Raw genomic sequence first — 25880 nt, forward strand, 5'->3', positions numbered from 1 at the left:
GTCGTGAGCGCCCTGTCCCGTGCCGAATCCGGCTCAACGTTGGTGGACGTCTGTCCTTGCAATTCCCTGACCAACCTTTCGACCTGCCATGTGCGAGACGTCGAGGCGTGACGAGCCAGAGCCTCGGTCTGCCACGCGGATTGCGTACCGATAGCGCTCGGGGCGCGAGACTACGGCACCCGGGCGAACACAGTGGATGGCCGGGGAGGTACAGCGTCCTGTCCCCTCTGCGAGGCGGCGATGTCGGGGTATCCCAACGGCTCGGATACCCCGATGTCGGCGATATTGAGTGGATCACGCCCGGGCTGGACTGGGCTGGACCCGCCGACGGCTCAGCGCAGGGTGCGGAACACCAGCAGGTAGCCGCAGTAGGCCATCGGCACCAGCAGGAAGCAGATCAGGAACCCGAGCGGCAGGTAGCGCGGCGGGGTGCCGGCGACCATGGCGGGCCGGCCCCATCGGCCGAGCACCAGGTAACCCCCGAAGAACGCCAGCGCGGGCAGCCCGGCACAGATCCACGCGCCGAGGGTGAACCCGTCGACCAGGCCGACCCCGGAGGCGAGCACCAGGGCCAGCATGAGCACCCCGGCGGCGGCACCGCACCCGGCGTAGACGGCGACCGCGCGGGCCAGCGGCGACCAGGTGGGCAGCAGCTCCGGCCGCTGGGCCAGCAGCTCCGCCTGCTGCCCGTGCCGGTCGGCCTCGTCGGCCATCCGCCGGGCCAGCTCCAACTCAACTGCCGGGTCGACCGCCGCCGCGCGCTGCGCCGGCACCCCGGCGCCCGCCGGGCTCACCGCCGTCGGCAGCGCCAGCCGCGCCGGCACCGCCGGCACCTCGGGGTACGCCCCGACATCCGCCCGCCCCGGCGCGTCGGCTGCGCCGGCGGGTCCCCCGTCCCCCGATCCGGGTGTGGGATCCGGGTGCCTCGGCGCGGGCGGTGGGGCGGCGGCCGGCTCGTCGACGCCGATCGCCCGGCCGAGCTGGTCGAGGCGGTGCCCCTGGGCGGTCAGCCTTTGGTGCAGGTAGTCGGCGGCGGCGTGCAGGTCGCGGCGGCGCTCGGACTCGACCGCGGCGTCCCGCTCGCCGGCGCGGCGCTGCTCGGCGAGCTGGCGGGCCAGCGCCGCGTACTCCTCGAAGGACACCGTCACTGCTCCCCGTCCGGCTCGTGCCCATCGCGGGCGAACGGCACGATCAGCCTCGTCCGGTGGTCGTGCCGGTCGACCAGCAACGCGCGGTCGGCGCGGGGCGTGTAGGCGAGGTCGTGTACCCCGATGTGCAGGGCCAGGTCGGTGCCGGGCACGTTGAGCGCGACCAGGCACGCGATGTCGTCGCGGTTCTGCGTGCCGCCGAGGTCGTCGGCGAGCCGGCGCAGGCCGCGCCACCAGCCCAGCAGATGCACCCCTTGGGCGGGGCCCTGTCGCAGTACGGTGCGCAGGTCGTCCAGGCCGGAGCGGAAGGTGACCGGGTCGGCCGCGCCCAGCACCGGTGCGGCGGCGTCCATGCCGAACACCACCAGGTATTTGCGCGCGGCGGGCGCGTCGGCCAGCGCGGCGATCCGGTCGCGCAGCCCGGCCGCGTCGACGCGCTGCACCGGGTGGCCCGCCGTGCGCAGCGCGGTTTCGGTCTCGTCGGCGACCGGGTCGGCGGCGGTGACCAGGGAGGCCAGCAGGAACCGGGCGTCGTCGGCGGCGTGTTGGCGGGCCAGGCTCAGTGTCGCGGCGCGCAGCACGTCCGCGCCGGCCGGTGCGGTGCCCACCACGGCGAGGTGCCGGCCGGGGGTGGCGTCCATCAGGAACAGCGCGGTGGTGCCGTGCACGTCGACCGTCCGGCCGACCAGGGCCATCGGGCGCCGGCCACCGGGGCGCAGCCCGGCGAAGGTGGGGTCGTCCTCGACCCGCGCAGCCTCGTACCCCTTGAAGACCGCGGGCGCCCGCGCGCCCGGCGGGCGGGCCTCCCACAGCTCGTGGCGCAGCGCGGCGAGGTCGGCCGCGGCGGCGTGCGCGTCGGGGAAGCGCAGCACGGTGTCGGCGCCGACCGCGCCGGCGGCGGTGTTGACCACGGCCGATCCGATCGGCAGGGCCGAGGCGGCGTCGTTGAGCGGGTCGAGCACCCCGCCACCACCGGGCAGCGCCACCCGCAGCGCGAACTGTCCGAAGATCGCCTCGGCCCGCCCGTAGAGCGCCTCGATGCCGGTCATGCTCTGGCTGGCCAGCACCAGGTGTACGCCGTAGGAGCGACCCTTGCGCGCCAGCTCCTCCAGCAGGTCGACGGACTCCCGGGCCAGCGCGTCGTTGCCGGCGAGCAGCACGTGGAACTCGTCGACGACCGCCACGATGCGCGGCAGCGCATTGTCCCGGGGCAGGTCGGCGAGCTTGGTGACGCCGTGCCGCTTCAGTGCGGTGGCCCGGCGCTGGGCCTCCCGACGCAGCTCACGCAGCACGGCGAGGCCGTACTCCCGGTCGGATTCGATGCCGACGGCACGGGCGTGCGGCAGCCAGGACGGGTCACGCCCGGTGGGCACGAACTCGGTGAAGCTCACGCCCTCCTTGAAGTCGAGCAGGTAGAGCTGGAGCTCGGCCGGGGAGTAGCGGGCCGCCAGCCCGTAGAGGACGTCCAGCAGGAAGACGGTCTTGCCGGCGCCGGTACGCCCGCCGACCAGCCAGTGCGGTGTTGCGTCGTCGAAGGCGACCGTCAGTGGAGTGTCGAACGCGACGGTCAGCGGGGCGCGGGCGGCCCGGCCGATCACGGTCCGCAGACCGTTGGCGGCGGACTCGGCCCAGCGCCGCTCGGGCAGCAGCTCGGCGAAGTGCAGCGCGTCGGTGCGGCGGGCGGCGGCGCCGAGGTGCTCGGCGAGCGCGCGCACCGAGGCCGGCGGGGGGTCGCCGTCGAGCAGCACCGGCGCGGCGAGACCGCCGCCGTCGGCGCTGAACGGGGCGTTCGGCGGGTCGCCGACCTGCGCGTACCGCTCGCTGAGCCGGACCGCCGTGGTGCCGCCCAGCGGCGGCGAGGTCTCGCCCGGCAGCCGGGACGGGTGGCCGGCGAGCAGCACGCAGACGGCGGCGGCCGGGCCGGCGTGGGTGAGCGCGGCGAGCCGGGCCAGCTCGCGCGGCGGCGGCGCGGCGGTGGCGACCACCACCAGCAGTTGCCGGGCATCGGGGTCGGCGTGCTGCGCGGCGCGGGCGTGCTGTTCGGCGGCGTCCAGCAGGGCGGCCACCTCGGCCTCCCCGGTGGCCGGCGGGTCGAGCACCCCGGCGTCGAGCAGCGGGCGCAACGGGCCGAAGGTGGCGCCCAGCGCGGCGGTGTCGATGCCGACCACCCGGACCTGACCGGCCGGGGCGGTGGCGACCAGCCGCAGCACCAGCGCCCGCAGTAGCCCGGCGACCCGGGGGTCCCGGGCGTCGGTGTCCAGCGCTAGGTGGTGGCCGCCGCCGAGCGGCAGCAGCACCGGGAAACCGCCGTCCGGAGTGGACGTCTCGCCGATCCGGCCCGGGGCCGGCGCGTCGGTCAGCGGGGTCGCGCCGGGGGTGGGGGTGGCCAACGCGCCGCCGACCCGGGCCAGTCGGGCCACCAGCTCGCCGGCGCCGACCGGCGCGGCGGAAGCCCCTGCCGTGCCGAGCGCGCCTCGTGCGGCGTCCAGGTGCGCCCGGGCCGCTCGGTGGGCGGTGACCGCCTGCCCGTACGCCGACGCGAGCCTGCCCACGCTCTGCCTCCCACGCCACGGCTGTCCGGTTCGCCGAAACCCTAACGGACGGCGGTGACACCGGGACAGTACCGACGCGGCGCGACGCGTGGCGGCCGACGGTCCGGGGTGGACCGTCGGCCGCCACGCGAGGGGTGTACGGGTCAGCCGGTGACCGCGTTCAGTGCGGGCAGGTAGCCGTAGCGGTAGCCGTCGGTGTCCGGGTGGTACGCCTCGATGATCCCGGAGATGTCGTTGATCCACGGGTCGCCGGCGCAGACACCGTGCCCGGCGAAGTAGGGCCGGGTGTCGGCGAAGGTGGCGCCGGCGGCGTTGGCCCGACCGGAGATGACCGAGGCGAGCACGTCGGCGGCCTCGTTGAGGATCGTGCGCTTGTAGGTGCTCATCGCGAACCAACCGCAGGAGCCGGTCTCGAACAGCCTCGGGTAGCCGAGGACGATCAGCCGGGCGTTCGGTGCCCGGTTGCGGATGGCGGTGTAGGTGGCGTCCAGCCGGCCGGGAAGCGTCGAGGTGGCGAAGGACTTCGCGGTGTTGACGGCGTTGGTGCAGGACGAGGTGCTGCCGAACCGGCAGCTGGTGATGACGTTGACGAAGCCGGCGTCGTTGCCACCGATGGTGATGGTGACCAGGGTGGTGGCGCTGCTGAGCGCGTTGACCTGGCTGTTGAGCACGTCGGCGGTGACCGCGCCGCCGCAGGCCGGGAAGCTGAAGCTGGTCACGCCGTGGGCGGCGGCCCAGAGCGGGGCGTACGACTTCTGGCTGCGCAGGCAGCTGGACGAGTCGTACGGGCCGGCGCCGACGCCGGAGGAGTACGAGTCGCCGAGCGCGACGTAGTTGACGGCGGCGGCCTGTGCGGTGCCGGGGACGAGCACGGCGCCGAGGGCGGCGGTGAACGCGGCGACCAGCGCGGCCAGGGCGCGGGCCAGCGGGCGGTGGAGCATGACGGACCTCCACAGGACAGGGGTGGTGGGATCCTGCGACCGCGCGCGTGGCCAGGGGTGGAACGGTTGTTACCAGGCGGTAATGCTATCGAAATACGTAGATCGATGGAATAGCCGGTCGACCCGCGCGCCGGGCCCACGGCGTTCACAGTTGTCGATTAGGTTGGCGGGGCGAACCACCCCGATGGAGGGAGTCCACCTCGTGCGACGAGTCCTCACGGCGGCCACCGCCGCCCTGACCCTCACCACCGCCGGCACCATGCTCGCCGGCGCTCCCGGCCAGGCCGCCCCGACGGCCTGGGGCCGGCCCACCGTCACGCTCGCGCCGCAACCCGGCGCCCCCGGGCTGGGCGACAGCTACTTCCCCGACTACGGCAACGGCGGCTACGACGTCTCCCACTACGACGTCCGGCTGCGCTACGACCCGGCCACCGACCTGCTCACCGGCACCACCACGATCCTCGCCACCGCGACCGAGGATCTCTCCCGGTTCAACCTGGACTTCCTGCTCGACGTCGAGTCGGTACGGGTCAACGGCTGGGTGGCGACCACCAGCACCGCGGGCGCGCACGAGCTGGTGGTCACGCCGTCCCGCACGGTGACCCGGGGCCAGCAGCTCACCATCGTGGTGCGCTACGCCGGCATCCCGTCCGAGACACTGGTCGGCGGCTACACCGGCTGGACGCGTACCGACGACGGGGCCCTCGCCGTCAACGAGCCGGAGTCCGCGTGGTGGTGGTTCCCGAGCAACGACCACCCACTGGACAAGGCGACCTTCGACATCTCCGTGTCGGTGCCCACCGGCGTCGAGGTGATCAGCAACGGCGTGCAGCCGCGACCGCCGCTGGCCGAAGCCGGCAACCGCACCCGGTGGAGCTGGCGGACCACCTCCCCCACCGCCACCTACCTGGCCTTCATGGCCATCGGCCAGTACGACATCGTCACCGACACCACGCCGAGCGGCCAGCCGGTGGTGAACGCGTACAGCACCTCGCTGGGCGCGCTCGGCCCGGCCGCCCGGGCCAGCATCGAGCGGACCGCCGAGATCGTCGACTGGGAGAGCGGGATCTTCGGGCCGTACCCGTTCGAGGCGCAGGGCGGCGTGGCCGGGCCGGTGGACGGCATCGGCTTCGCACTGGAGACGCAGACCCGACCGGTGTACGGCCCGGGCTTCTGGCGGCGCGGCGCCAACACGTACGTGGTGGCACACGAGAACGCCCACCAGTGGTTCGGCGACTCGGTCTCGGTGGCCGAGTGGCGCCACATCTGGCTCAACGAGGGCTTCGCCTCGTACGCCGAGTGGCTCTGGTCGGAGGAGCAGGGCGAGGGCACCGCCCAGGAGCTCTTCGACTTCACCTACGCCAGCTACCCGGCGGACTCGGAGTTCTGGCAGGTGCTACCGGGTGACCCGGGTGCCGACCGGGTCTTCGACGACGCCGTCTACGACCGGGGCGCGATGACGCTGCACCAGCTGCGGCTGGCCGTCGGCGACGACGCGTTCTTCGAGATCCTGCCGGCCTGGACCGCCGAACGCCGGTACGGCAACGGCACCGTCGCGCAGTTCCAGGCCCTGGCCGAGCGGATCTCCGGGCTCGACCTGGACGAGCTCTTCACCACCTGGCTGTTCACCGCCGGCCGGCCCGACGTGGCCTCGGCCGCGCGCAAGGCCGCCGCCCCACCGGCCGAGCCGAAGTCCTGGACCAAGATCCAGGAGGCGCACCGACTGCTGGCGCACTGAGCCCCGACGTCGGCCGGGAGGCCCGCCGCCCGAGCGGGCGAGCCTCCCGGCCGGCCGGGTCATGGGGCGCGACAGCCCCGGCCCCCGACCAGCCTGCACGGCGCCTGTCGAGCTGCCCCACAAACGGGGCGCGGCTGAAACCGGCACGAGCGCCGGCACGGTCACGCGGGGCTGAACCGCCTGTGCCGGGTCCGGCACCCGGACGGACGACGCCGGTCCAGATCTGGGGCAGCTCGACAGGCACGCACCAGTGCCGCCCGGACAGCCTCGGCGGCACCCGGATCGGGCCGCTGTCTCAGCGGCAGGTGGGCGCGAGAGCCGGATCGGTCAGATCGGCCGAGCACACCCCGACGGCTTGCCGATTGTCGCCGGCCGGTGTCGGGACCGGCCGCGGCGTCAACGGGCCGCCGCCGACCGCTACGGCGGGCCGGGCGATGCGGGCCGCCGTCCGCACCACCCGCCGTACCGGCCGCCCCAGCGGCGGCACGACCAGCGCGAGGGTGAGCCCCGGCCGCAGCCGGCGACCGCGCTGCTGATCCAGCGCGACCGCCGCCGCCACGGTGGCGATCGCCGCGACCGATCCGGCCAGGACGAGCGTCTGCCGGGGCCCGGCGTGTTCGGAGAGCCAGCCGAGCAGCGGCGCGCCGACCGCGGCGGAGACCGAGCCGGTGACCGCTAGCGCGGCGAGTACCCGACCCCGCATCGCGCCGTCGGTGTCGAGTTGGGCGCGGGTGCCGACGGTAGTGTCGATGACCACCGCGGCGGCGGCGATCGGCAGGATCACCGCCGCGAAGCTCCAGGTGCCCGGAGCGAGACCGGCGACGATCTGCAGCGTGCTGGCCAGCAGGCCCGCGGCGACCAGGGTCCGGTAGCCCAGGTCACGCCGGCGGGCCGCGGCGAGCGCACCCAGGACCGTCCCGACCGCGAAGACGGTCGACAGGAGGCCGTAGCCGGACGCCCCGGCGTCGAGGGGGCCTTCGCTCATCGCCGCCATCGTCACCTGGTAGTTGCGTCCCAGGCTGCCGAGCACGAACGCCAGGGCGAGGGCGAGCAGCAGCACCGGCTGCCCGCGCAGGTAGGCGAACCCGGCGCGGACGCCGCCGTGGCTCCGGCCGCCGTCCGGCGCCGCCACCTGGTGGCCGTGCAACGCCCCCTGGCGTACGCCGAAGAGCGCCACCACCACGGCGAGGAAGCTCACCGCGTTGATGCCGAAGAGCAGCGCGGGGCCGACGGCGGCCACCACGACGGCGCCGAGACTCATGCCGAGGATGCGGCCGGCGGAGTTGGTGAGCGAGCCGAGCGCCAGCGCGTTGCCGAGTGTCTCCCGGTCCACCAGCGTGGAGGACCAACGTCCCATCACCGGGCCCTCGATCGCCGAGACGGCGCCGGTGAGCAGGGAGATGGTGAAGATCAGCGGCAGGCCGCCGACACCGGTCAGGGCGACCGCCGCCAACCCCGCGGCGAGCGTCGCGTGGGCCACCTGGGCGGTGATCAGCAGAGGGCGGGCGGGGACCCGATCGGCCAGCACACCGCCCCAGAGGCTGAGCAGCAGCGTGGGCGCGGCCTGGAGCAGCACGGCGAAACCCATGGATGTCGCCGAGCCGGTCTCCTTCAGCACGTACCAGTTGACTCCGAGGACCTGCATCCACGTGCCGATGACGGAGACGAACCCGGCGAGCGCCCAGATCCGGTAGTTCCGGTGGCGCAGCGCGGCGAAGGTGGCACCTTTGGCCACGACGAACCCTCCCGTGCGATCGAGCATGATGATCACGCCCGATCGCGGCGCGGCCCGGCAGCCGACAATTCTTGCGGCAGTTGAACCGATCTGCCCATATTCGTGACCGGCCTCACCGACCCACCCCGACCGGCCGGCGCGGTAGACACCCGCGCCGGCCAGATATTCCGGTTACGCCCTGGGTCAGCGCGCGGCGAGCGGCTGCGCGGCCGGGGCGACCGGGGCCGGCAGCGGGCCGGGACCGCCGAGGTAGCCGTGGATGGCGGCGGCGGCGGCACGCCCCTCGGCGATGGCCCAGACGATCAGCGAAGCGCCGCGGTGCATGTCACCGGCGACGAACACTCCGTCGGCTCCCGTCTGCCAGTCGTCCCCTGCGTCGACGGCGCCCCGGGGATTACGGGTGACCCCGAACTGGGCCAGCAGTGGCTGCTGCTCGGTGCCCTCGAAGCCGATCGCCAGCAGCACCAGGTCCGCCGGCAGCTCCCGCTCCGAGCCGGGCACCACGGTGACCACCCGCCGGCCGTCGCGCTTCTCCACGGTCACCTCGGCGATCCGCACCGCCCGCACCTGACCGGTGCCGTCGTCGACGAACTCCTGCACCGCCACGGCGAAGACCCGCTCGCCGCCCTCCTCGTGCGCCGGGTAGCTGCGCAGGATCCACGGCCAGGTCGGCCACGGGTCCCGCGCCTCGTCGCGCTCTCGCGGCGGCTGCGGGTACAGGTCGAGCTGGTGCACGCCGGCCGCGCCCTGCCGGTGCGCGACGCCGAGGCAGTCGGCCGCGGTGTCACCACCGCCGATGATCACGACGTGCTTGCCGGCCGCGTCGATCGGGGTGCCGTCCGGCAGCACCGCGACGGACGGGCGGTCCGCACCGGCCGCGGCCGCGGCGGCGACCACACGGTTCGCGGCGACCAGGTGCGCCATCGCCTGGTGTACGCCACGCAGCGCCCGGCCCGGGGTCTCCGGAGTGTCCCGGCCCTGCAAGGCGCCGCAGGCCAGCAGCACCGCGTCGTGCTCGGCGCGCAACTGCTCGGCGGTGACGTCCACCCCGACGTTCACCCCGGTGCGGAAGCGCACCCCCTCGGCGGCGAGCTGGGCCAGCCGGGCGTCGATGTGCCGCTTCTCCAGCTTGAAGTCGGGGATGCCGTACCGGAGCAGGCCGCCGATCGCGTCGTCGCGCTCGTACACCGTCACCGCGTGACCGGCGCGGGCCAGCTGCTGGGCGGCGGCCAGGCCGGCGGGCCCGGAACCGACCACGGCGACCGACCGGCCGGACGGCGCCGGCACAGGGCGAGGCGCGAACCCGCGCGCCGCCGCGGCGTCGGCGATCTCCACCTCGACCTGCTTGATGGTCACCGGCTGGCCGCCGGCGATGCCGAGCACGCAGGCCGCCTCGCAGGGTGCCGGGCAGAGCCGGCCGGTGAACTCCGGGAAGTTGTTGGTGGCGTGCAGCGACTCCACCGCGGCGTCCCAGTTGCCGGTGCGGACCAGGTCGTTCCAGTCCGGGATCCGGTTGCCCAGCGGGCAGCCGGCAGTGTCGCTGTGGCAGAACGGGATGCCGCAGTCCATGCAGCGGGTGGCCTGCTCGCGTACGAGGTCCTCGCCGGCCGGCGGGTACACCTCGCGCCAGTCGCCGATCCGCACCGGCACCGGGCGGCGGGCCGGCAGTCGCCGGTCGTAGCGCAGGAAACCGTTCGGGTCAGGCACGAGCCACCTCCTGGGCCGCCACCCGGGGAGAGGGCGGTACCGGTGCGGATGACGGCGCGCTGAGTGCGCTCATCACCGCGTCGTCGACGTCGCGGCCGGCGGCTTCGGCGGCCCTCATGATCTCCAGTACCCGGCGGTAGTCGCGGGGCACCACCGCGGTGAACTCCGCCACCGCCTCCGGCCAGCGCTTGAGCAGTTCCTCGGCGACCGCGGAGCCGGTCTCGGCCACGTGCCGCTGGATCAACTCGTGCAGCAGCGCCTGCTCCTGCTCGCCCAGCGGCGCCAGGTCGACCAGCTCCACGTTGACCCGGGCCCGGTCCAACTGGTGCACGAACGCCGTGCCGCCGGACATCCCGGCGGCGAAGTTGCGGCCGGTCGCTCCGAGCACCACCACCGTCCCACCGGTCATGTACTCGCAGCCGTGGTCGCCGACGCCCTCGACCACGGCGACCGCGCCGGAGTTGCGCACCGCGAAGCGCTCCCCCACCCGGCCGCGCAGGAAGACCTCACCCGCGGTGGCCCCGTACAGGATGGTGTTGCCCGCGATGATCTGGTCCTCGGCCCGCGCCCCCGGTTCGGCGTCGGCGTCGAGGAACGGCGCGGCGGCGTCCGGACGGACGATGATCCGTCCGCCGGAGAGGCCCTTGGCCACGTAGTCGTTGGCGTCGCCGTGCAGCCGCAGGGTCACCCCACGCGGCAGGAAGGCGCCGAACGACTGCCCGGCGGTGCCGTGCAGCACGAACTCGATGGTGTCGTCGGGCAGGCCGGCACCGCCGAAGCGGCGGGTCACCTCGCCGCCGAGCATGGCGCCGACGCTGCGGTGCTCGTTGCGCACCGCCACCTCGACCCGCACCGGCGCGCCTTCGGACAGCGCCGGACGGGCCAGCGCGATGAGCTCGTTGTCGAGGGCGTGCTCCAGGCCGTGGTCCTGGGCGCGCACCCCCCGCCGGGCGGCGCCGGCGGGCAGCTCCGGCAGGTGCAGTACGGGTGCCAGGTTCAGCCCGTGCGCCTTCCAGTGCGTCACCGCCGGGGCCACGTCGAGCAGCTCGGTCTGGCCGATCGCCTCCTCGATCGAGCGGAAACCCAGCTCGGCGAGGTAGCCGCGGACCTCCTCGGCGAGGAACAGGAAGAAGTTCTCCACGAACTCCGGGGTGCCGGTGAACCGCTCCCGCAGCACCGGGTTCTGGGTGGCGATGCCGACCGGGCAGGTGTCCAGGTGGCAGACCCGCATCATCACGCAGCCGGCGACGATCAGCGGCGCGGTGGCGAAGCCGAACTCCTCCGCGCCGAGCAGCGCCGCGACCAGGACGTCCCGGCCGGTCTTGAGCTGGCCGTCGACCTGCACGGTGACCCGGTCGCGCAGCTTGTTGAGCAGCAGCGTCTGCTGCGCCTCGGCCAACCCCAGCTCCCAGGGGGTGCCGGCGTGCTTGAGCGAGTTCATCGGGGACGCCCCGGTGCCCCCGTCGTGGCCGGAGATCAGGATGACGTCCGCCTTGAGCTTGGCCACCCCGGCGGCGACGGTGCCGACGCCGACCTCGCTGACCAGCTTGACGTGCACCCGGGCGGCCGGGTTGACGCACTTCAGGTCGTGCACCAGCTGGGCGAGGTCCTCGATGGAGTAGATGTCGTGGTGCGGCGGCGGGGAGATCAGACCGACGCCCGGGGTGGCGTGCCGGGTCCGGGCGATCCACGGCCAGACCTTGTTGCCGGGCAGCTGCCCGCCCTCGCCGGGCTTGGCGCCCTGGGCCATCTTGATCTGGAGGTCGTCGGCGTTGACCAGGTACTCGCTGGTGACGCCGAAACGGCCGCTCGCGATCTGCTTCACCGCGGAGCGGCGGGCCGGGTCGTGCAGCCGCTCGACGTCCTCGCCGCCCTCGCCGGTGTTGGACTTGCCGCCCAGCCGGTTCATCGCGATGGCGAGCGTCTCGTGCGCCTCGGCGGAGATCGACCCGTACGACATGGCGCCGGTGGCGAACCGCTTGACGATCTCGGTCGCCGGCTCGACCTCCTCGATCGGCACCGCCGGTCGAACGCCGGTACGTAGGGTGAACAGCCCGCGCAGCGAACCCGCCCGCGCGGCGAGTTCGTCGACCTTCGCGGTGTACTGCCGGAAGATGTCGTACTGCCGGCTGCGGGTGGCGTGCTGGAGCAGGAAGACCGTCTCCGGGTTGAACAGGTGCAGCTCACCCTCGCGGCGCCACTGGTACTCGCCGCCGACCTCGAGCCGGTCGGAGGCCGGAGTGCCCGCCGGCGGCCAGGCCAGCGCGTGCCGGGCGGCGACCTCGGCGTGGACGCCGGCCAGCCCCACCCCGCCGATCCGGCTGGGGGTTCCCCGGAAGTAGCGCTGGATCAGCCGGGTGTCCAGGCCGACCGCCTCGAAGACCTGCGCCCCGCAGTACGAGGAGACCGTCGAGATGCCCATCTTCGACATGATCTTCAGTACGCCCTTGCCGAGCGCCTTTGCGTAGTTGCGTACGGCGGCGGCCGGTTCCACGTTGACCAGCGCGCCGGTGGCGATCATGTCCTCCACCGACTCGAAGGCCAGGTACGGGTTGACCGCCGCCGCGCCGTAGCCGATCAGCACCGCCGCGTGGTGCACCTCCCGGCAGTCGCCGGACTCCACGATCAGCGCCGCCTGGGTGCGGGTCTGCTCGCGGACCAGGTGCTGGTGCACGGCGGCGGTGAGCAGCAGCGACGGGATGGGCGCCAGGTCGGCGTTGGAGTCCCGGTCGGAGAGCACCAGGATGCGGACGCCGTCCTCGATCGCCTCGGAGACGTGCCGGCAGATCTCGGTCAGTCGCGCCTTGATCCCGGCGGCGCCCTCCCGGATGCGGTACAGCCCGGAGACCCGGACCGCCTTGAAGCCGGGCAGGTCGCCGTCGTCGTCGATGGAGAGGATCTTCGCCAGCTCGTCGTTGTCGATGATCGGGTGCGGCAGCACGATCTGCCGGCAGCTCGCCGCGCCCGGGTCGAGCAGGTTGCCCTCCGGCCCGATCGTCGACGCCAGGCTGGTCACCAACTCCTCCCGGATGGCGTCCAGCGGAGGGTTGGTGACCTGGGCGAAGAGCTGGTGGAAGTAGTCGTAGAGCAGCCGCGGCCGGGTGGACAGCGGCGAGATCGGGGTGTCCGTGCCCATCGAGCCGAGCGGCTCGGCGCCGGTGCGGGCCATCGGCGCGAGGAGGATCTTCAGCTCCTCCTGCGTGTAGCCGAACGTCTGCTGGCGGCGACGGACCGAGTCGTGGGTGTAGACGGTGTGCTCGCGGGCCGGCAGGTCGTCAAGCTCGATCAGCCCGGCGTGCAGCCACTCGCCGTACGGCTGCGCGGCGGCCAACTCGGACTTGATCTCCTCGTCGTGCACGATCCGACCGGCGACGGTGTCGACCAGGAACATCTTCCCGGGCTGGAGCCGCCCCTTGGCGATCACCCGGGCCGGGTCGAGGTCGAGCACGCCCGCCTCGGAGCCGAGCACCACCAGCCCGTCGTCCGTACGCCACCAGCGCCCCGGGCGCAGCCCGTTGCGGTCCAGCACCGCGCCGACGATCTCGCCGTCGGTGAAGGCCACCGACGCCGGGCCGTCCCACGGCTCCATCAGGCTCGCGTGGAAGCGGTAGAAGGCGCGCTTGTCCGGCTGCATGCCGGGGTCGTTCTCCCAGGCCTCGGGGATCATCATGAGCACCGCGTGCGGCAGGCTCCGCCCGGCCAGGTGCAGCAGTTCCAGGACCTCGTCGAAGTTCGCCGAGTCGGAGGCGCCGGGGGTGCAGACCGGGAAGACCCGTCGGATGTTGCCGGGCACGTTCGGCGAACGCAGCAGCGCCTCGCGGGCCTGCATCCAGTTGCGATTGCCGCGGATCGTGTTGATCTCGCCGTTGTGCGCGATGAACCGGTACGGGTGCGCCAGCGGCCAGGACGGGAACGTGTTGGTGGAGAACCGGGAGTGCACCAGCGCGATCGCGCTGTGCACCCGATCGTCCCGCAGGTCCGGGTAGAACGCCGGCAACTGGTCGGGGGTGAGCATCCCCTTGTAGATCATGGTCCGGCTGGACAGCGACGGGAAGTACGCCGGCACGCCCCGCTCGGCGGTCTCCCGCTCGGCCTGCTTGCGCAGGCAGAACGCCACCCGGTCCAGCTCGACGTCGCGCAGCGCGGAACCGGCCGGCCCGGCAGGCGAGCCGGTGAGCCGGCGCGCGGCCAGGAAGAGCTGCCGGACCCGGGGCATCGCCGCCAGGGCGGTCTCGCCGAGCCCGGTCGGGTCGGTCGGCACGTCCCGCCAGCCGAGCACGTCGGCGCCCTCGACGAGCGCGTACTTCTCGACCACCCGGCGGGCGCGGGCCTCCGCCGCGTCATCGTCGGGGAGGAAGACCAGGCCGGTGGCGTACTCGCCGGCCGGTGGCAGCGCGACGTCCGCCACGGCGCGCAGGAACGCGTCCGGGACCTGGATCATGATGCCCGCGCCGTCGCCGGTGTTGGGCTCCGCGCCGCGGGCGCCCCGATGGTCCAGCCGGCAGAGCGCGCCGAGCCCGTTCGCGACGACCGCGTGTGAACGCCGGCCGTGCAGGTCCGCTACGAAGGCCACTCCGCAGGCGTCGTGTTCCTGCGCCGGGTCGTAGAGGCCCTGGGCGGACGGGCGGGGGCCGGGCGTCGGGGACGCCTGCGGGCTGTGCGGGTACGGCTGTGACTTGCGCGGGTACGGCTGAGCCACCGGGCCTCCTGTCGTCACTCAGGTTGGAGCATGGTGGGGACGACGTCGGCCCGTGGGTCTATTGAGTCTACGTTAGGGCGGGGGCCGCAAGGCCACTCAAGATTGATCACACCGTCCAGAGTCTGGGACGTGTAGTCTCGCGCGGTGGATCCGCTGCACAAGGACATCTTCGGCCGGTTGGAACGCTTCTACGACGCGGTGCCCCGCGACGTCGCGGCTGTGCAGGAGCATGGCGGTCTGGCGTTGTTCGTCCGCGACGGCGCCGGTTGGCCGTTCTACGCCCGGCCCCGGCTCGACGCGACCGAGCCGCCGTCGCTGGCCGACATCACCTCGGTCCGTGAACGGCAGCGGGAGCTGGGCCTGCCGGAAGCGTTCGAGTGGGTGCACGAGACGACCCCGGAGCTGCTGGCGGTGGCCCGCTCGGCGGGGCTGAGCGTGCTGGAGGCGCCGTTGATGGTGCTCGACCCGGCCGCGCTGCCCGACCCGGCGACGCTCTCCGACGTACCGGTGCGGGTGCTGGCGGCGGACTCACCCGGCTTCGCCGCCGACGTGGCCGCCCGGCGGGCGGTCGCCGCGGTGTCGTTCGCCGCCGCAGGCACCGCGTCGGGCGACGCCGGCCCGGCCGAGCGGGACGCCGCGATCAGTGAGCTGGAGCTGGCCGCGCTGGACGAGGAACGGACCAGGGTCGCCGACGGCCGGCGGATCTCCGCGCTGGCCGGCACGCCGACCGAGGGCGCTCTGGCCGGCGGCATGGCGATGCGGGTGGACGACGTCGCCGAGATCGCCGGGGTGGCCACCCTGCCGGCCGCCCGGCGGCGCGGGCTGGGCGCCGCGCTGACCGCCACCATCGCCCGGGAGCTGCTCGCGGCGGGCACCGACCTGGTCTTCCTCTCCGCCGGCAGCGAGGAGATCGCCCGGGTCTACCTGCGGGTCGGCTTCCGTCGAATCGGCACCGCCTGCATCGCCGAGCCCACCGCGCTCATCCCCTGACGGATCAGGCGGGTGGCCGCCACTGGGCGGCGGAGGCCGCGGCGCTGGAGAGCAACCGCGAGTTGATCGTGCCGAGGGCGGCGTCCCGGGCGCGCAGCGCCAGCCGGCCCCGGGTCTGGAGCACCGCCGACATCCGCCGGGTCTGCCGGACCACGGTCGCCGTCCGGGGGCGGCGCACCCGGTCGTACGCCTGAACGGCGTCGGGCAGCCGTGCCTCGCGCAGCAGGGAGGCGAGCGTGGCGGCGTCCTCGAAGGCGAGGCAGGCGCCCTGGCCGAGGTGCGGCGGCATGGCGTGCGCCGCGTCGCCGAGCAGCACCACCCCGCCCGGCCCGGCCGGGAAGCCGTACGCGCGGGGCAGCGGGCGCAGCTCGCGGACCTCCTGCTGGACCAGGTCCGCCGGGTCGGTGGCGTCGAGCAACGCGCCGATCGGCTCCGGCCAGCCGGCGTACCAGCGGCGCAGCAGGGCGAGCTGGGTCTCCGGCGGCTCGGGGCGGGGCGCGCCGGCGGCGGTGGCCACCCAGTAGATGCCGCCCCGGGTGGATCCGCCCGAGGAGCCGCGCTCACCGAGCGAGGTGGCCACGAACCGGTAGCCCGCGCCGAGAACCTCGCCGGCGAGCGGCTGGTCGGCGGGCAGGCGGGGTGCCCGGTACCAGGGAATGACGGCCCGCCAGGCGGCGCAGCCGGAGCTGACGACCCGGGATTCGGGGGCGAGTTGGCGGCGGATGCCGCTGTCCGTGCCGTCGGCGGCGATGACCAGGTCCGCCTCGATGGTGTGCCGTCCGTCGCCGACGGCCGGGCGCTCGCCCGGCTCGGCCCGGACGTGGCGCACGGTCACGCCGGTGCGGAGTTCGACCCGGTCGCCGAGCCCGGCGATCAACGCGTCGTGCAGGTCTTCGCGGTGCACCACAACCGGCATCCGGTCGGCCGGGATGGGCCGGGGCTGCACCAGCCAGTGCCCGTCCGGGCGCCGGACCCCGCCGTCGGGCAACGGCGTGGCGATCGCGGCCAGGCCAGCGCCGAGACCGAGGGCCTGCAGGGCGCGGACACCGTTGGGCCAGAGCACCACGGCGGTCGGCTCGGGGCGGACGCGCTCGGCGCGTTCCAGCAGGGTGACCTGCCAGCCGGAGCGGGCCAGCGCGCCGGAGACCGCGAGGCCACCGACCCCGGCGCCGACGACCACCGCGCTTCGCATCGGTGCCGCCCCCGCTCAGCTGTCCCGGTCGGCGGGGCGCGCGCCCGCGGCGTCGGCCCGGTCGTCGCGGGGTTCCGGCGTACCGTCCGCCGTCTGGTCGTCGACCGGCGGCTCGTCGCCGGGCACCGCCCCGCCGAGCGGCTCGCCGTCGTCGGGCCGGTCGTCGCCCTCGGCGGCCGGCTCGGGCGGCACGACGCCGCTGTCCCGCCAGGCCTGGTACTGCTCCTCGCTGACCACGCGGTAACCCTCCGGCGCGGCGGCGCGGGCCGCCGTCTCCCGCTCGGAGAGGTCGACCTGGGACAGGTCGGACGTGGTGGGCGGGGTCGGCGTCGCCGCCGCACCGAGCGGGATCAGGTACTCCCGGGGGCCGCGGACCCGCACGAAGTAGATCAACGCGCCGAGGAAGACCAGGGCGGCCGTCCACACGTTGAGCCGTACGCCGAGGATCTGGTTCGCCTCGTCGGTGCGCATCAGCTCGATCCAGAACCGGCCCGCGGTGTAACCCATCACGTAGAGCGCGAACGCCCGGCCCCGGCCGAGCTTCAGCCGCCGGTCGAGGACGAGGACCAGAGCGACCACGCCGAGGTTCCACAGCGCCTCGTAGAGGAAGGTCGGCTGGTACAGGCCCGGTTCGAGGATCGGTTGGCCGGCGTCGTCGCGCAGCGCGTGCCCCGGGTTGTCCGGGTCCATCCGGTGGATCTTCAGGCCCCACGGCAGGGTGGTCCGGGCGCCGAACAGCTCGTTGTTGAACCAGTTGCCGAACCGGCCGACCGCCTGGGCCAGTGGCAGCCCGGGGGCCAGCGCGTCGGCCACCACGCCGAACGGGATCCCGAGCTGCCGGGCCGCGATCCAGGCGCCGATGGCGCCACCGGCGACCGCGCCCCAGATGCCGAGACCGCCCTCCCAGATGGCGAACGCCTTCATCGGGTCACCGCCGGCCCCGAAGTACTTCTCGGGGGAGGTGATCACGTGGTAGATCCGGGCGCCGATGATGCCCGTGGGCACCGCCCAGACGGCGATGTCGAGCACCGCTCCCGGCGCGACGCCGCGCTGACGCAGGCGACGCTCGGTCACCCAGCAGGCCAGCACGATGCCGAGGATGATGCACAGTGCGTACGCCCGGATCGGCACCGGCCCGAGCTGCCAGACCGCGGTGCTGGGACTGGGCAGGGCCGCCTGGGGGGACAGCGAGGCGAGGGTCACGGGTGCACACGCTACCGCTGCGCACCCCCGAAGCGGCACCCCGGGCCGGCTGCGCCCGCATCTCGGTGACTTCTGGTTTGCACCGCCGTACGCTCTTTGTCCATGAGCACGCTCACCTGGGCGGTCGCCGCAGTCGTCACCGACGACGCCGGCCGGGTGCTGCTTTGCCGGCAGGGCCGGGGCGATCGCCGGTACGCGCTGCCCGGTGGGCGGTTGCGCCCGGCGGAGAGCCCGGTCCAGGCGGCGCTGCGGGACATTCGCGCGGAGACCGGCTGGGAGATCGAGCTGCTCGACCTCGTCGGCGTCTACCACCTGACCAGTCCCGCGGCGAGCAAGCCGGCCGGGCGCGCCGGGCCGCTGCCGGACGTCCTGGTGCACGTGTTCCGGGCCCGCGCGGCCGAGGTCCGACCGGTCGCCGACCCGCCGCCGGGTTGCCGGCTGTCCTGGCACGCCCCCGCCGCGCTGCCCGAGTCGGTCACCCCACTCACCCGGGCCGCCGTCACCGACGCGGCCGCCGGCCTCTCCGGCGTGCTGCGCGGCCACGACGGCCAGCCAGTGCCCGGCCACGACGGACGGCCGGTCGTGGGGCAGCCACCGGAGCAACGTGGCGAGGCGGCGACGGACCCGTCACTTCGGCCCTGACCGCTCCGGAGCGCGAGGTAACCCGTGGTCACCTGCCCGGGAGGCGTCACTCATGTGAGGCCGCCCAGCGGTCAACGGGTGGGTGTGCGGACGCCCTCGGCGAGCTCGGCGCTCAGGGTGCGCAGGGCGGTCAGTCCGTCGGCCTCGGAGGGCGCATCGAGCACGCAGCGGACCAGCGCGCTGCCGACGATCACTCCGTCGGCGTACCCGGCGACGGTGCCGGCCTGCGCACCGGTGCCCACGCCCAGACCGACACCGACCGGCAGGTCGGTGACCGCGCGTACCCGGGAGACGAGCGTCGGGGCGGCGTCGGAGGTCTGCGCCCGAGCCCCGGTCACACCCATCACAGCGGTGGCGTAGACGAAGCCCCGGCAGTGCCGCACGGTCATCTCCAGGCGGGCGTCGGTGGACGACGGCGAGACCAGGAAGGTGCGGTCCAACCCGTGTGCGTCCGAGGCGGCCAGCCACTCGTCCGCCTCGTCGGGGATGAGGTCCGGGGTGATCAGGCCCGTCCCGCCGGCGGCGGCGAGATCGCGGGCGAACGCGTCCACGCCGTAGCGCTCGACCGGGTTCCAGTAGGTCATCGTGACCACCGGGGCGCCGGTGGCCGCGACCGCCTCGACGATCCGCAGCGTGTCCGCGGTGCGTACCCCACCGGCCAGCGCGATGTCACTGGCCTTCTGGATGACCGGCCCGTCCATCACCGGGTCGGAGTATGGAATCTCCACCTCGATGACGTCGACGCCGGCCTCGACCATCGCGGTCATCGCCGCGATGCTGCCCTCGACGGTCGGAAACCCGGCCGGCATGCAGCCGACCAGCAGGGCCCGCCCGTCGGCTCGTGCCTTGTCGAAGGCCACCCCGATCCGGCTCATTCACCGCTCCTTGTCGAGGATGCCGAAGTAGTCACCGGCGGTGTGCACGTCCTTGTCGCCCCGCCCGGAGAGGTTGACCACGATGGTGGGCGCCCGGCCCAGCTCGGCGGCGAGCTTCGGGGCCAGGGTGACGGTGCCGGCGAGCGCGTGTGCGCTCTCGATCGCCGGGATGATCCCCTCGGTGCGGCAGAGCAGCTCGAACGCGGCCATCGCCTCGTCGTCCGTGACCGGCTGGTAGCTGGCCCGGCCGGTGTCGTGCAGCCAGGCGTGCTCGGGCCCGACGCCCGGGTAGTCCAGCCCGGCGGAGATCGAATGCGACTCCTGCGTCTGCCCGTCGGCGTCCTGCAGCACGTAGGTGCGGGTGCCGTGCAGCACACCCGCAGAGCCGCCGGTGATGCTGGCCGCGTGGCGGCCGGTGGCCACCCCGTCGCCGCCGGCCTCGAAGCCGTACAGCCGCACGTCCTCATCGCCCACGAAGGCGTGGAAGATGCCCAGGGCGTTGGAACCGCCACCGACGCAGGCGGTGACCGCGTCCGGCAGGGCGCCGGTGAGGTCCAGGCACTGCTGGCGGGCCTCGTCGCCGATGCCGCGGACGAAGTCGCGGACCATCGCCGGGAACGGGTGCGGCCCGGCGGCCGTGCCGATCAGGTAGTGCGTCTCGTCGACGTTGGCCACCCAGTCGCGCATCGCCTCGTTCATCGCGTCCTTCAGGGTGCGCGAGCCGGTGGTGACCGGGATGACGGTGGCGCCCAGCATCCGCATCCGGGCCACGTTGAGCGCCTGCCGCTCGGTGTCGACCTGGCCCATGTAGACCACGCACTCCAGGTCGAACAGGGCGGCGGCCGTCGCGGTGGCCACGCCGTGCTGGCCCGCGCCGGTCTCCGCGATCACCCGGGTCTTGCCCATCCGCTTGGTGAGCAGCGCCTGGCCGAGCACGTTGCGCACCTTGTGCGCCCCGGTGTGGTTGAGGTCCTCGCGCTTGAGCAGCACCCGCGCGCCGACCTTCGCGGAGAACCGCCGGGCCTCGTAGAGCAGCGACGGGGTACCGGCGTAGTCGCGCAGCAGCGCGCCGAACTCGGCCCGGAAGGACTCGTCCGCCATCGCCGTGCGCCACGCCTCGTTGAGCTCGTCCAGCGCGGCCACCAGGGCCTCAGGCACGAATCGACCGCCGAAGCGGCCGAAGTGGCCGGCGGAGTCGGGCTGCGTACCGGCCGCCGGGGCCAGCGCGTCGCTGCTCATCGGACATCCTCTCGGTGGGGCGTCAGACCGGTGCGAGGTCAGCGCACCGGCCGGGGCGTTGCCGGGTGATTGCCGGCGTTGACCAGCTCGGCCACCGCCTCCCGGGGGCTCTTCTGCGTGACCAGGCCCTCACCGACCAGGACCGCGTCGGCGCCGGCGGAGGCGTACCGGATCAGGTCGTGCGGGCCGCGGACGCCAGATTCGGCGATCTTGACGACGCTGCTGGGCAGGCCGGGCGCGATCCGCTCGAACACCGACCGGTCGACCTCCAGGGTACGCAGGTCACGGGCGTTGACCCCGATCACCTGCGCGCCGGCCTCCAGGGCCCGGTCGGCCTCCTCCTCGTCGTGCACCTCGACCAGCGCCGTCATGCCCAGCGACTCGATCCGCTCCAGCAGGCCCATCAGCACGTTCTGCTCTAGCGCGGCGACGATCAGCAGGACCAGGTCGGCGCCGTGCGCGCGCGCCTCGTGCACCTGGTAGCTGGAGACCACGAAGTCCTTGCGCAGCACCGGCACGGAGACCGCGGCCCGGACGGCCGCCAGGTCGTCCAGCGAGCCGCCGAACCAGCGGCCCTCGGTGAGCACGCTGATCGCCCGCGCTCCGCCGGAGGCGTAGTCGACGGCGAGGTCGGCCGGATCGGCGATCTCGGCCAGGCGGCCCCTGGACGGCGAGGAGCGCTTCACCTCGGCGATCACCGCGACGCCGGGCTTGCGCAGCGCAGCGTACGCGTCCAGCGGCGGCGGCGCCGCCGCAGCCAGTTCACGGATCCGCTCCAGCGGAACCTGTTCCTGGCGCCGGGCGACGTCCTCGCGTACGCCAGCCAGGATCTCGTCGAGCACGCTTACGGACGCTGCCTGACCGGCGTCGTCCCCCTCCGCGTGCGCATGCTCATCAGTCACCATCGGACTCCCCTCTCCGGGTGTCATGGGCCGATGCTAGGGGCAGCCGACCTGAGCCGGGAGCCGGGGGTATGGCGCTGCTCACGAAAAGGCCTGCGGCATAATGGCCGACTTGCCGTGAAGGGGATGTCACTCAGCGCCACCTCCGGCGTCAATCCATCGATCATGCCACCCGACCAGCGACAACAATGATAATTGTCGATGCTGTGAGCAAGCTCAAGGCCGAACGGCCGGTGCCTGGTCACGGCCGAGGCGGGACAGTTGACCGGGCGGTCACTCCGGCGAAACGTCAGCCGGCCAGCATCGTCCTCAGGCAGACTCGATGCCGCGCCTGCCCGACCGTCGCCAACTCCTCGTGCGAGGTGACCATGAGCATTTCCGAGCCGACCCCGAGCATCGGGCTGACCACCCTCTCTCGGACGGTGGCATCGCTCGCCGTGGGGGTGGTGCACACACTTGAACGGGCCGTGGTCGGCGAGGGGCGGATGCGGACCGCGCGCGGCAACGCCTGGGAGGCGGTCTGCGCCGACCGGGCCCGCGCCGACCAGCGCGCCGAACTGGACCGGCTGGTGGCCGAGCTGACCGCCGCCCGCGCCGCCGCCCGCCGCCAGCAGCGGGAGCGTCAGCCGGTCGGCTGACGCCCGGCCACACCGGCCGTCAGGTCAGCCGGCCGTGGGGTCCTCGCCCCGGTCCAGCGCGTCCCACGCCTCGGTGGTTCGCCGCCCGGCCATCGGTCCGGCCGGTCCGGCCTCCGGAGGCGGGCCCTGCGTGCTGGTCCGCGCCGGCCGCTCGTACCGGGCGCCCATCGCCGGCCAGCCGCCGCCCCGCAGCGCGGTCCACCCGCCACCCGCCACGGCCAGCAGGCCGCCGAGCAGACAGAGCGCCGGCCACTGCCGGCTAACCACGCCGTCGAGGCCGGTGACCAGCCCGTACCCGCCGCCGGCCGCCACGGCCAGACCGAGCGCGCCGAGCAGAACGCCCAGCAGCCGCCGCGCCCGGCCGCGAGTGGCCAGCACCGCGCCCGCGCCGGCCAGCGTGACCAGGGCCAGCGCCGGCAGCCACGGCAGCAGAGCAGCGCCGCTACGGGCGTCGCGGACCGGCGGCAGCGGCGCCGGGCGGGCGGTCAGCTCAACCGACCAGCTCCGGGTCGACGCCCACAGCGCCAGGCCGGCGCCGGCCAGGCAGAGCAGCACGGCGTACGTCAGCTGACGCCGACCCGCCACGGCCCGGTCCGGCGGTTGCGTCGGGCCGGTCATCGGGCCCACCTTTCGTTCGCGACTGCGGGGCTCCGCTGCGCTGCACTCCTCGCGCTCACCGGGCCCACCTTTCGTTCGCGACTGCGGGGCTCCGCTGCGCTGCACTCCTCGCGCTCACCGGGCCGGCCGCAACGTCTCGGCGGCCGCGATCGCGGCCAGCACGGCGGCGGCCTTGTTGCGGGTCTCCTGGTCCTCCGCGGCCGGGTCCGAGTCGGCGACCACCCCCGCGCCGGCCTGCACGTAGGCCCGGCCGTCACGGATCAACGCGGTCCGGATGGCGATCGCCATGTCCAGGTCGCCGCCGAAGCCGAAGTAGCCGACCGTGCCCCCGTAGAGGCCGCGGCGGACCGGCTCCAGCTCCTCGATGATCTCCATGGCCCGCACCTTCGGCGCACCGGAGAGCGTGCCGGCCGGGAACGTCGCGGCGAGCGCGTCGAACGCGATGCGATCGTCACGCAGCGTGCCGGTCACGGTGGAGACGATGTGCATCACGTGGCTGTACCGCTCGATGGTGGCGAACTCGGGCACCTCCACGCTGCCCGGCTGGCAGACCCGGCCCAGGTCGTTGCGGCCGAGGTCGACCAGCATCACGTGCTCGGCGCGCTCCTTCGGGTCGGCGAGGAGTTCGGCGGCGAGCCCGGCGTCGGCGGCCGGCGTGCCGCCGCGCGGCCGGGTGCCGGCGATCGGGTGCAGGAGCGCCCGGCGCCGCCCGTCCGCACCGCCGGTGACCTTCAGGTGCGCCTCCGGCGACGAACCGACGATGTCGAAACCGTCGAAGCGCAGCAGGTACATGTACGGGCTGGGGTTGCTGGTGCGCAGCACCCGGTACACGTCCAGCGGATCGGCGTGCGTCGACCGCTCGAAGCGCTGGGAAAGCACGATCTGGAAGCACTCGCCGGCCCGGATCGCCTCCTTGGCCGCCTCCACCGCCTTCGGGTAGCCCCCGTCCGGGGTGCGGCAGAGCACCTCACCGGCCGGCGGGCGCTCGACGGTGGAGATCATCGGCGGGATGGGCCGGGACAGCGCGGTCGTCATCGCGTCCAGCCGGCCCACCGCGTGGTGGTACGCGGCGGTGACCTCCGCGGCGCGGCCCGGAGCGTCCATCGGCGGCAGCACCGCGTTCGCGACCAGGAGGGCCGAACCGTCGTAGTGGTCGAGCACCACCAGGTCGGTGGCGAGCATCATGCCCAGCTCCGGCACGCCCAGGTCGTCCTCGGTCAGCTCGGGCAGCCGCTCGAAGCGGCGGACGAGGTCGTAGCCGAGGTAGCCGACCATGCCGCCGGTCAGCGGCGGCAGGCCGCTGGACGGGTCGCCGGAAGGGCCGGCCAGAGCCGCGACGGTCTCCCGCAGCACCCGCACCGGATCACCATCGGTGGGCAGCCCGGCCGGCGGTTGGCCGAGCCAGCTCGCCACGCCGTCCCGCGCGACCAGCGTGGCGCTGCTGCGTACCCCGATGAACGAGTACCGCGACCAGGCCATGCCGGCGGAGCCGACGCCCTGCTCGGCGGATTCGAGCAGGAAGGTGCCGGGCCCGCCGGCCAGCTTGCGGTAGACCCCGACCGGGGTCTCCGCGTCGGCCAGCAGCCGCCGGGTGACCGGCACGACCCGCCAGTGGGCGGCCAGCTCGGTGAAGGTGGCCAGGTCGGGGCTCACCGCGCCGTCGGTCATGCGCGTGCCTCGGAACCGGTGACGGGCAGCTCGGTGAAGAAGCACGTCCGGTGTCCGGTGTGGCAGGCGGCGCCGACCTGGTCCACGCTGACCAGCAGCGCGTCCCCGTCGCAGTCCAGCGCCACCGAGCGGACGTACTGGTGGTGCCCGGAGGTGGCGCCCTTGACCCAGTACTCGCGCCGGCTGCGCGACCAGTACGTGGCCCGGCCGGTGGTGAGGGTGCGGTGCAGCGCCTCGTCGTCCATCCAGGCGACCATCAGCACCTCGCCGGTGTCGTGCGCGCGGACCACGGCCGCGACCAGGCCGTCGGCGGTGCGGCGCAGGCGGGCCGCGATGGCCGGGTCGAGCTGGGACGGGCAGGCCGGCACGGGCGCCGTCGGGCCGGTCGGATCGCTGGGGACGCCGGTCACCGGCGCGTCAGGTACGGGCACAGTGACCCATTGTCCCGCACGCGGCGCGGGTACCAGCGACGGCTCCCGCCGAGGCTGCGGCGGGTGGCTGGAGGGCCGGGCCAGCTGAGCGACGTAACGGTCCAGCCGGCCGTCGACCAGGGCGTCGGCCAGGTCGCTGCCGGCCGCTTCGGCGATCTGCTCGGCGTACGGGCGGATCAGCGGCAGCGTTCCGGCGACCAGTCGCACGGCGGCCGCCCAGAGCTGCCCGGTGGAGCCCGGACGCAGCCCGAGGCAGAGCAGCATGTCGTCCCGGTAGCGGGGCGGGGCGACCGGCAGCTCCAGGGCCGCCGCGAAGGCCGCCCGGCGGGAGAACACCCGTACCGACGGGTTGGCCGGGCGCAGCACGGAGGGGCAGAGCCGGGCCAGGTCGGCCACGGCGAGCCGGACCCCGAGGCGGTCGTCGGCGGCCCGGGCGGCGGCAGCCTTACCCAGCGTGGCGATCAGCTCCTCCAGCCGGGGCGGTTCGGCGGGCTGGCAGAGCACCGGAAGGTCGATTCGGCGCCGCCAGTACGGGTCGGCCCAGAGCAGTCGCGCCGGTGCGGTGACCGGCAGCCCGAATGCCCAGTCGGCCGGCTCACCCAGCCGGTGCACCCAGGAGCGGACGTCCCGCGCGGCCACCGAGACGTGGGTGAGCCGGCCCGCGGACTCGGCCAGGTACGCCCTGCGGGCCTCGTACGGGGCGCCGCCGACCAGCACGTCGAGGTCGACGTCGCTGTGCGCGGTGGCGGCCCGCCGGGCGTGACTTCCGCGCAGGAGGATGCCGACGACAGGTCGCTCGGCCGCCTGCCGCAACCGCGCGGCCCAGTCCTCGAGAAACCCGCTGTCCGGTAACGGAGCGTGATCCACGGCGTCATCGTGCCGTACGCCCCATCGGTGCGCAATGCCCGTTGCCGGACCTGATGTCCGGTCCGGGGGCTACTGCCCGTTCTCACACTCGGCGC

The 25880-nt window shown here is 74.3% G+C and carries 18 protein-coding genes and 1 pseudogene; 4 read left to right on the forward strand and 15 right to left on the reverse strand.

The features are described from left to right. Window positions 1-332: 332 nt before the first annotated feature. From ACWD6N_RS17160 to ACWD6N_RS17170, 3 genes are all read right to left on the reverse strand, one after another. On the reverse strand, window positions 333-1142 hold the full coding sequence (locus ACWD6N_RS17160) for a hypothetical protein (protein WP_354964950.1): 810 nt from the start codon (window positions 1140-1142) through the stop codon (window positions 333-335). 2 nt (window positions 1143-1144) lie between these two features. Further along, complete coding sequence (locus tag ACWD6N_RS17165; RefSeq protein WP_450004980.1) at window positions 1145-3700, reverse strand: FtsK/SpoIIIE domain-containing protein; 2556 nt, start codon at window positions 3698-3700, stop codon at window positions 1145-1147. A 143-nt stretch (window positions 3701-3843) separates the two neighbouring features. Further along, window positions 3844-4641: an SGNH/GDSL hydrolase family protein gene (locus ACWD6N_RS17170; protein ID WP_354964952.1), complete on the reverse strand. Its 798-nt coding sequence runs from the start codon at window positions 4639-4641 to the stop codon at window positions 3844-3846. A 202-nt stretch (window positions 4642-4843) separates the two neighbouring features. On the opposite strand from ACWD6N_RS17170, the gene ACWD6N_RS17175 reads away from it, so the two are divergent. Beyond that, the gene (locus ACWD6N_RS17175; RefSeq protein WP_354964953.1) at window positions 4844-6379 is read left to right on the forward strand and encodes a M1 family metallopeptidase; all 1536 of its coding nucleotides are present in this window, start codon (window positions 4844-4846) and stop codon (window positions 6377-6379) included. A 295-nt stretch (window positions 6380-6674) separates the two neighbouring features. Here the strand turns inward: ACWD6N_RS17175 and ACWD6N_RS17180 are convergent, their stop codons facing one another. The 3 genes from ACWD6N_RS17180 to gltB form a co-directional block, all read right to left on the reverse strand. Next, window positions 6675-8114, reverse strand: a complete 1440-nt coding sequence (locus ACWD6N_RS17180; RefSeq protein WP_354964954.1) for an MFS transporter — start codon at window positions 8112-8114, stop codon at window positions 6675-6677. Window positions 8115-8297: 183 nt separating this feature from the next. Continuing rightward, a complete protein-coding gene (locus tag ACWD6N_RS17185; protein ID WP_354964955.1) occupies window positions 8298-9821 on the reverse strand; it encodes a glutamate synthase subunit beta in 1524 nt (507 codons plus the stop codon). Continuing rightward, window positions 9814-14520: a glutamate synthase large subunit gene (gene gltB / locus ACWD6N_RS17190; protein ID WP_354964956.1), complete on the reverse strand. Its 4707-nt coding sequence runs from the start codon at window positions 14518-14520 to the stop codon at window positions 9814-9816. Before gltB ends, ACWD6N_RS17185 begins: the two co-directional genes overlap by 8 nt. 153 nt (window positions 14521-14673) lie before the next feature. Between gltB and ACWD6N_RS17195 the strand changes: the two genes are divergently transcribed. After that, complete coding sequence (locus tag ACWD6N_RS17195) at window positions 14674-15510, forward strand: GNAT family N-acetyltransferase (RefSeq protein ID WP_354965119.1); 837 nt, start codon at window positions 14674-14676, stop codon at window positions 15508-15510. Between the two features lie 4 nt (window positions 15511-15514). Here the strand turns inward: ACWD6N_RS17195 and ACWD6N_RS17200 are convergent, their stop codons facing one another. Continuing rightward, complete coding sequence (locus ACWD6N_RS17200) at window positions 15515-16702, reverse strand: FAD-dependent oxidoreductase (RefSeq protein WP_354964957.1); 1188 nt, start codon at window positions 16700-16702, stop codon at window positions 15515-15517. A 15-nt stretch (window positions 16703-16717) separates the two neighbouring features. After that, window positions 16718-17905 (reverse strand): prolipoprotein diacylglyceryl transferase, encoded by a 1188-nt coding sequence (gene lgt, locus ACWD6N_RS17205; protein ID WP_354964958.1) that lies wholly within the window; start codon window positions 17903-17905, stop codon window positions 16718-16720. Window positions 17906-18007: 102 nt separating this feature from the next. On the opposite strand from lgt, the gene ACWD6N_RS17210 reads away from it, so the two are divergent. Further along, complete coding sequence (locus tag ACWD6N_RS17210; protein ID WP_354964959.1) at window positions 18008-18547, forward strand: NUDIX hydrolase; 540 nt, start codon at window positions 18008-18010, stop codon at window positions 18545-18547. A 71-nt stretch (window positions 18548-18618) separates the two neighbouring features. On the opposite strand, the gene trpA is transcribed toward ACWD6N_RS17210, so the two are convergent. From trpA to trpC, 3 genes are read right to left on the reverse strand one after another with little or no spacing between them, the layout of a single operon-like run. After that, a complete protein-coding gene (gene trpA / locus ACWD6N_RS17215) occupies window positions 18619-19422 on the reverse strand; it encodes a tryptophan synthase subunit alpha (protein ID WP_354964960.1) in 804 nt (267 codons plus the stop codon). Beyond that, a complete protein-coding gene (gene trpB, locus ACWD6N_RS17220) occupies window positions 19423-20661 on the reverse strand; it encodes a tryptophan synthase subunit beta (protein ID WP_354964961.1) in 1239 nt (412 codons plus the stop codon). 38 nt (window positions 20662-20699) lie between these two features. Then, window positions 20700-21503, reverse strand: coding sequence for an indole-3-glycerol phosphate synthase TrpC (gene trpC / locus ACWD6N_RS17225; RefSeq protein ID WP_354965120.1), 804 nt, complete (start codon window positions 21501-21503; stop codon window positions 20700-20702). Window positions 21504-21931: 428 nt separating this feature from the next. On the opposite strand from trpC, the gene ACWD6N_RS17230 reads away from it, so the two are divergent. Beyond that, window positions 21932-22201, forward strand: coding sequence for a hypothetical protein (locus ACWD6N_RS17230; RefSeq protein WP_210911902.1), 270 nt, complete (start codon window positions 21932-21934; stop codon window positions 22199-22201). Between the two features lie 24 nt (window positions 22202-22225). On the opposite strand, the gene ACWD6N_RS17235 is transcribed toward ACWD6N_RS17230, so the two are convergent. The 4 genes and pseudogenes from ACWD6N_RS17235 to ACWD6N_RS17250 all read right to left on the reverse strand — a co-directional run. After that, complete coding sequence (locus ACWD6N_RS17235; protein WP_354964962.1) at window positions 22226-22819, reverse strand: Trp biosynthesis-associated membrane protein; 594 nt, start codon at window positions 22817-22819, stop codon at window positions 22226-22228. 114 nt (window positions 22820-22933) lie between these two features. Next, window positions 22934-24487 (reverse strand): anthranilate synthase component I, encoded by a 1554-nt coding sequence (locus ACWD6N_RS17240; RefSeq protein ID WP_450004981.1) that lies wholly within the window; start codon window positions 24485-24487, stop codon window positions 22934-22936. Beyond that, the gene (hisI, locus tag ACWD6N_RS17245) at window positions 24484-24918 is read right to left on the reverse strand and encodes a phosphoribosyl-AMP cyclohydrolase (protein WP_354965121.1); all 435 of its coding nucleotides are present in this window, start codon (window positions 24916-24918) and stop codon (window positions 24484-24486) included. Before hisI ends, ACWD6N_RS17240 begins: the two co-directional genes overlap by 4 nt. Before the next feature lie 180 nt (window positions 24919-25098). Continuing rightward, a pseudogene (locus tag ACWD6N_RS17250) lies at window positions 25099-25785 on the reverse strand (phosphoribosyl-AMP cyclohydrolase); the annotation flags it as partial. Window positions 25786-25880 lie beyond the last annotated feature (95 nt).

It is taken from the genome of Micromonospora sp. NPDC005163 (genome assembly GCF_053599835.1).

Excerpts from the sequence above, each read along its gene's own strand:
- ACWD6N_RS17170 (WP_354964952.1), bottom strand. The coding sequence starts at position 4,641 with ATGCTCCACCGCCCGCTGGCCCGCGCCCTGGCCGCGCTGGTCGCCGCG.
- ACWD6N_RS17200 (WP_354964957.1), bottom strand. The coding sequence starts at position 16,702 with ATGCGAAGCGCGGTGGTCGTCGGCGCCGGGGTCGGTGGCCTCGCGGTC.
- ACWD6N_RS17210 (WP_354964959.1), top strand. The coding sequence starts at position 18,008 with ATGAGCACGCTCACCTGGGCGGTCGCCGCAGTCGTCACCGACGACGCC.
- trpA (WP_354964960.1), bottom strand. The coding sequence starts at position 19,422 with ATGAGCCGGATCGGGGTGGCCTTCGACAAGGCACGAGCCGACGGGCGG.
- trpB (WP_354964961.1), bottom strand. The coding sequence starts at position 20,661 with ATGAGCAGCGACGCGCTGGCCCCGGCGGCCGGTACGCAGCCCGACTCC.
- ACWD6N_RS17230 (WP_210911902.1), top strand. The coding sequence starts at position 21,932 with ATGAGCATTTCCGAGCCGACCCCGAGCATCGGGCTGACCACCCTCTCT.
- ACWD6N_RS17235 (WP_354964962.1), bottom strand. The coding sequence starts at position 22,819 with ATGACCGGCCCGACGCAACCGCCGGACCGGGCCGTGGCGGGTCGGCGT.
- ACWD6N_RS17240 (WP_450004981.1), bottom strand. The coding sequence starts at position 24,487 with ATGACCGACGGCGCGGTGAGCCCCGACCTGGCCACCTTCACCGAGCTG.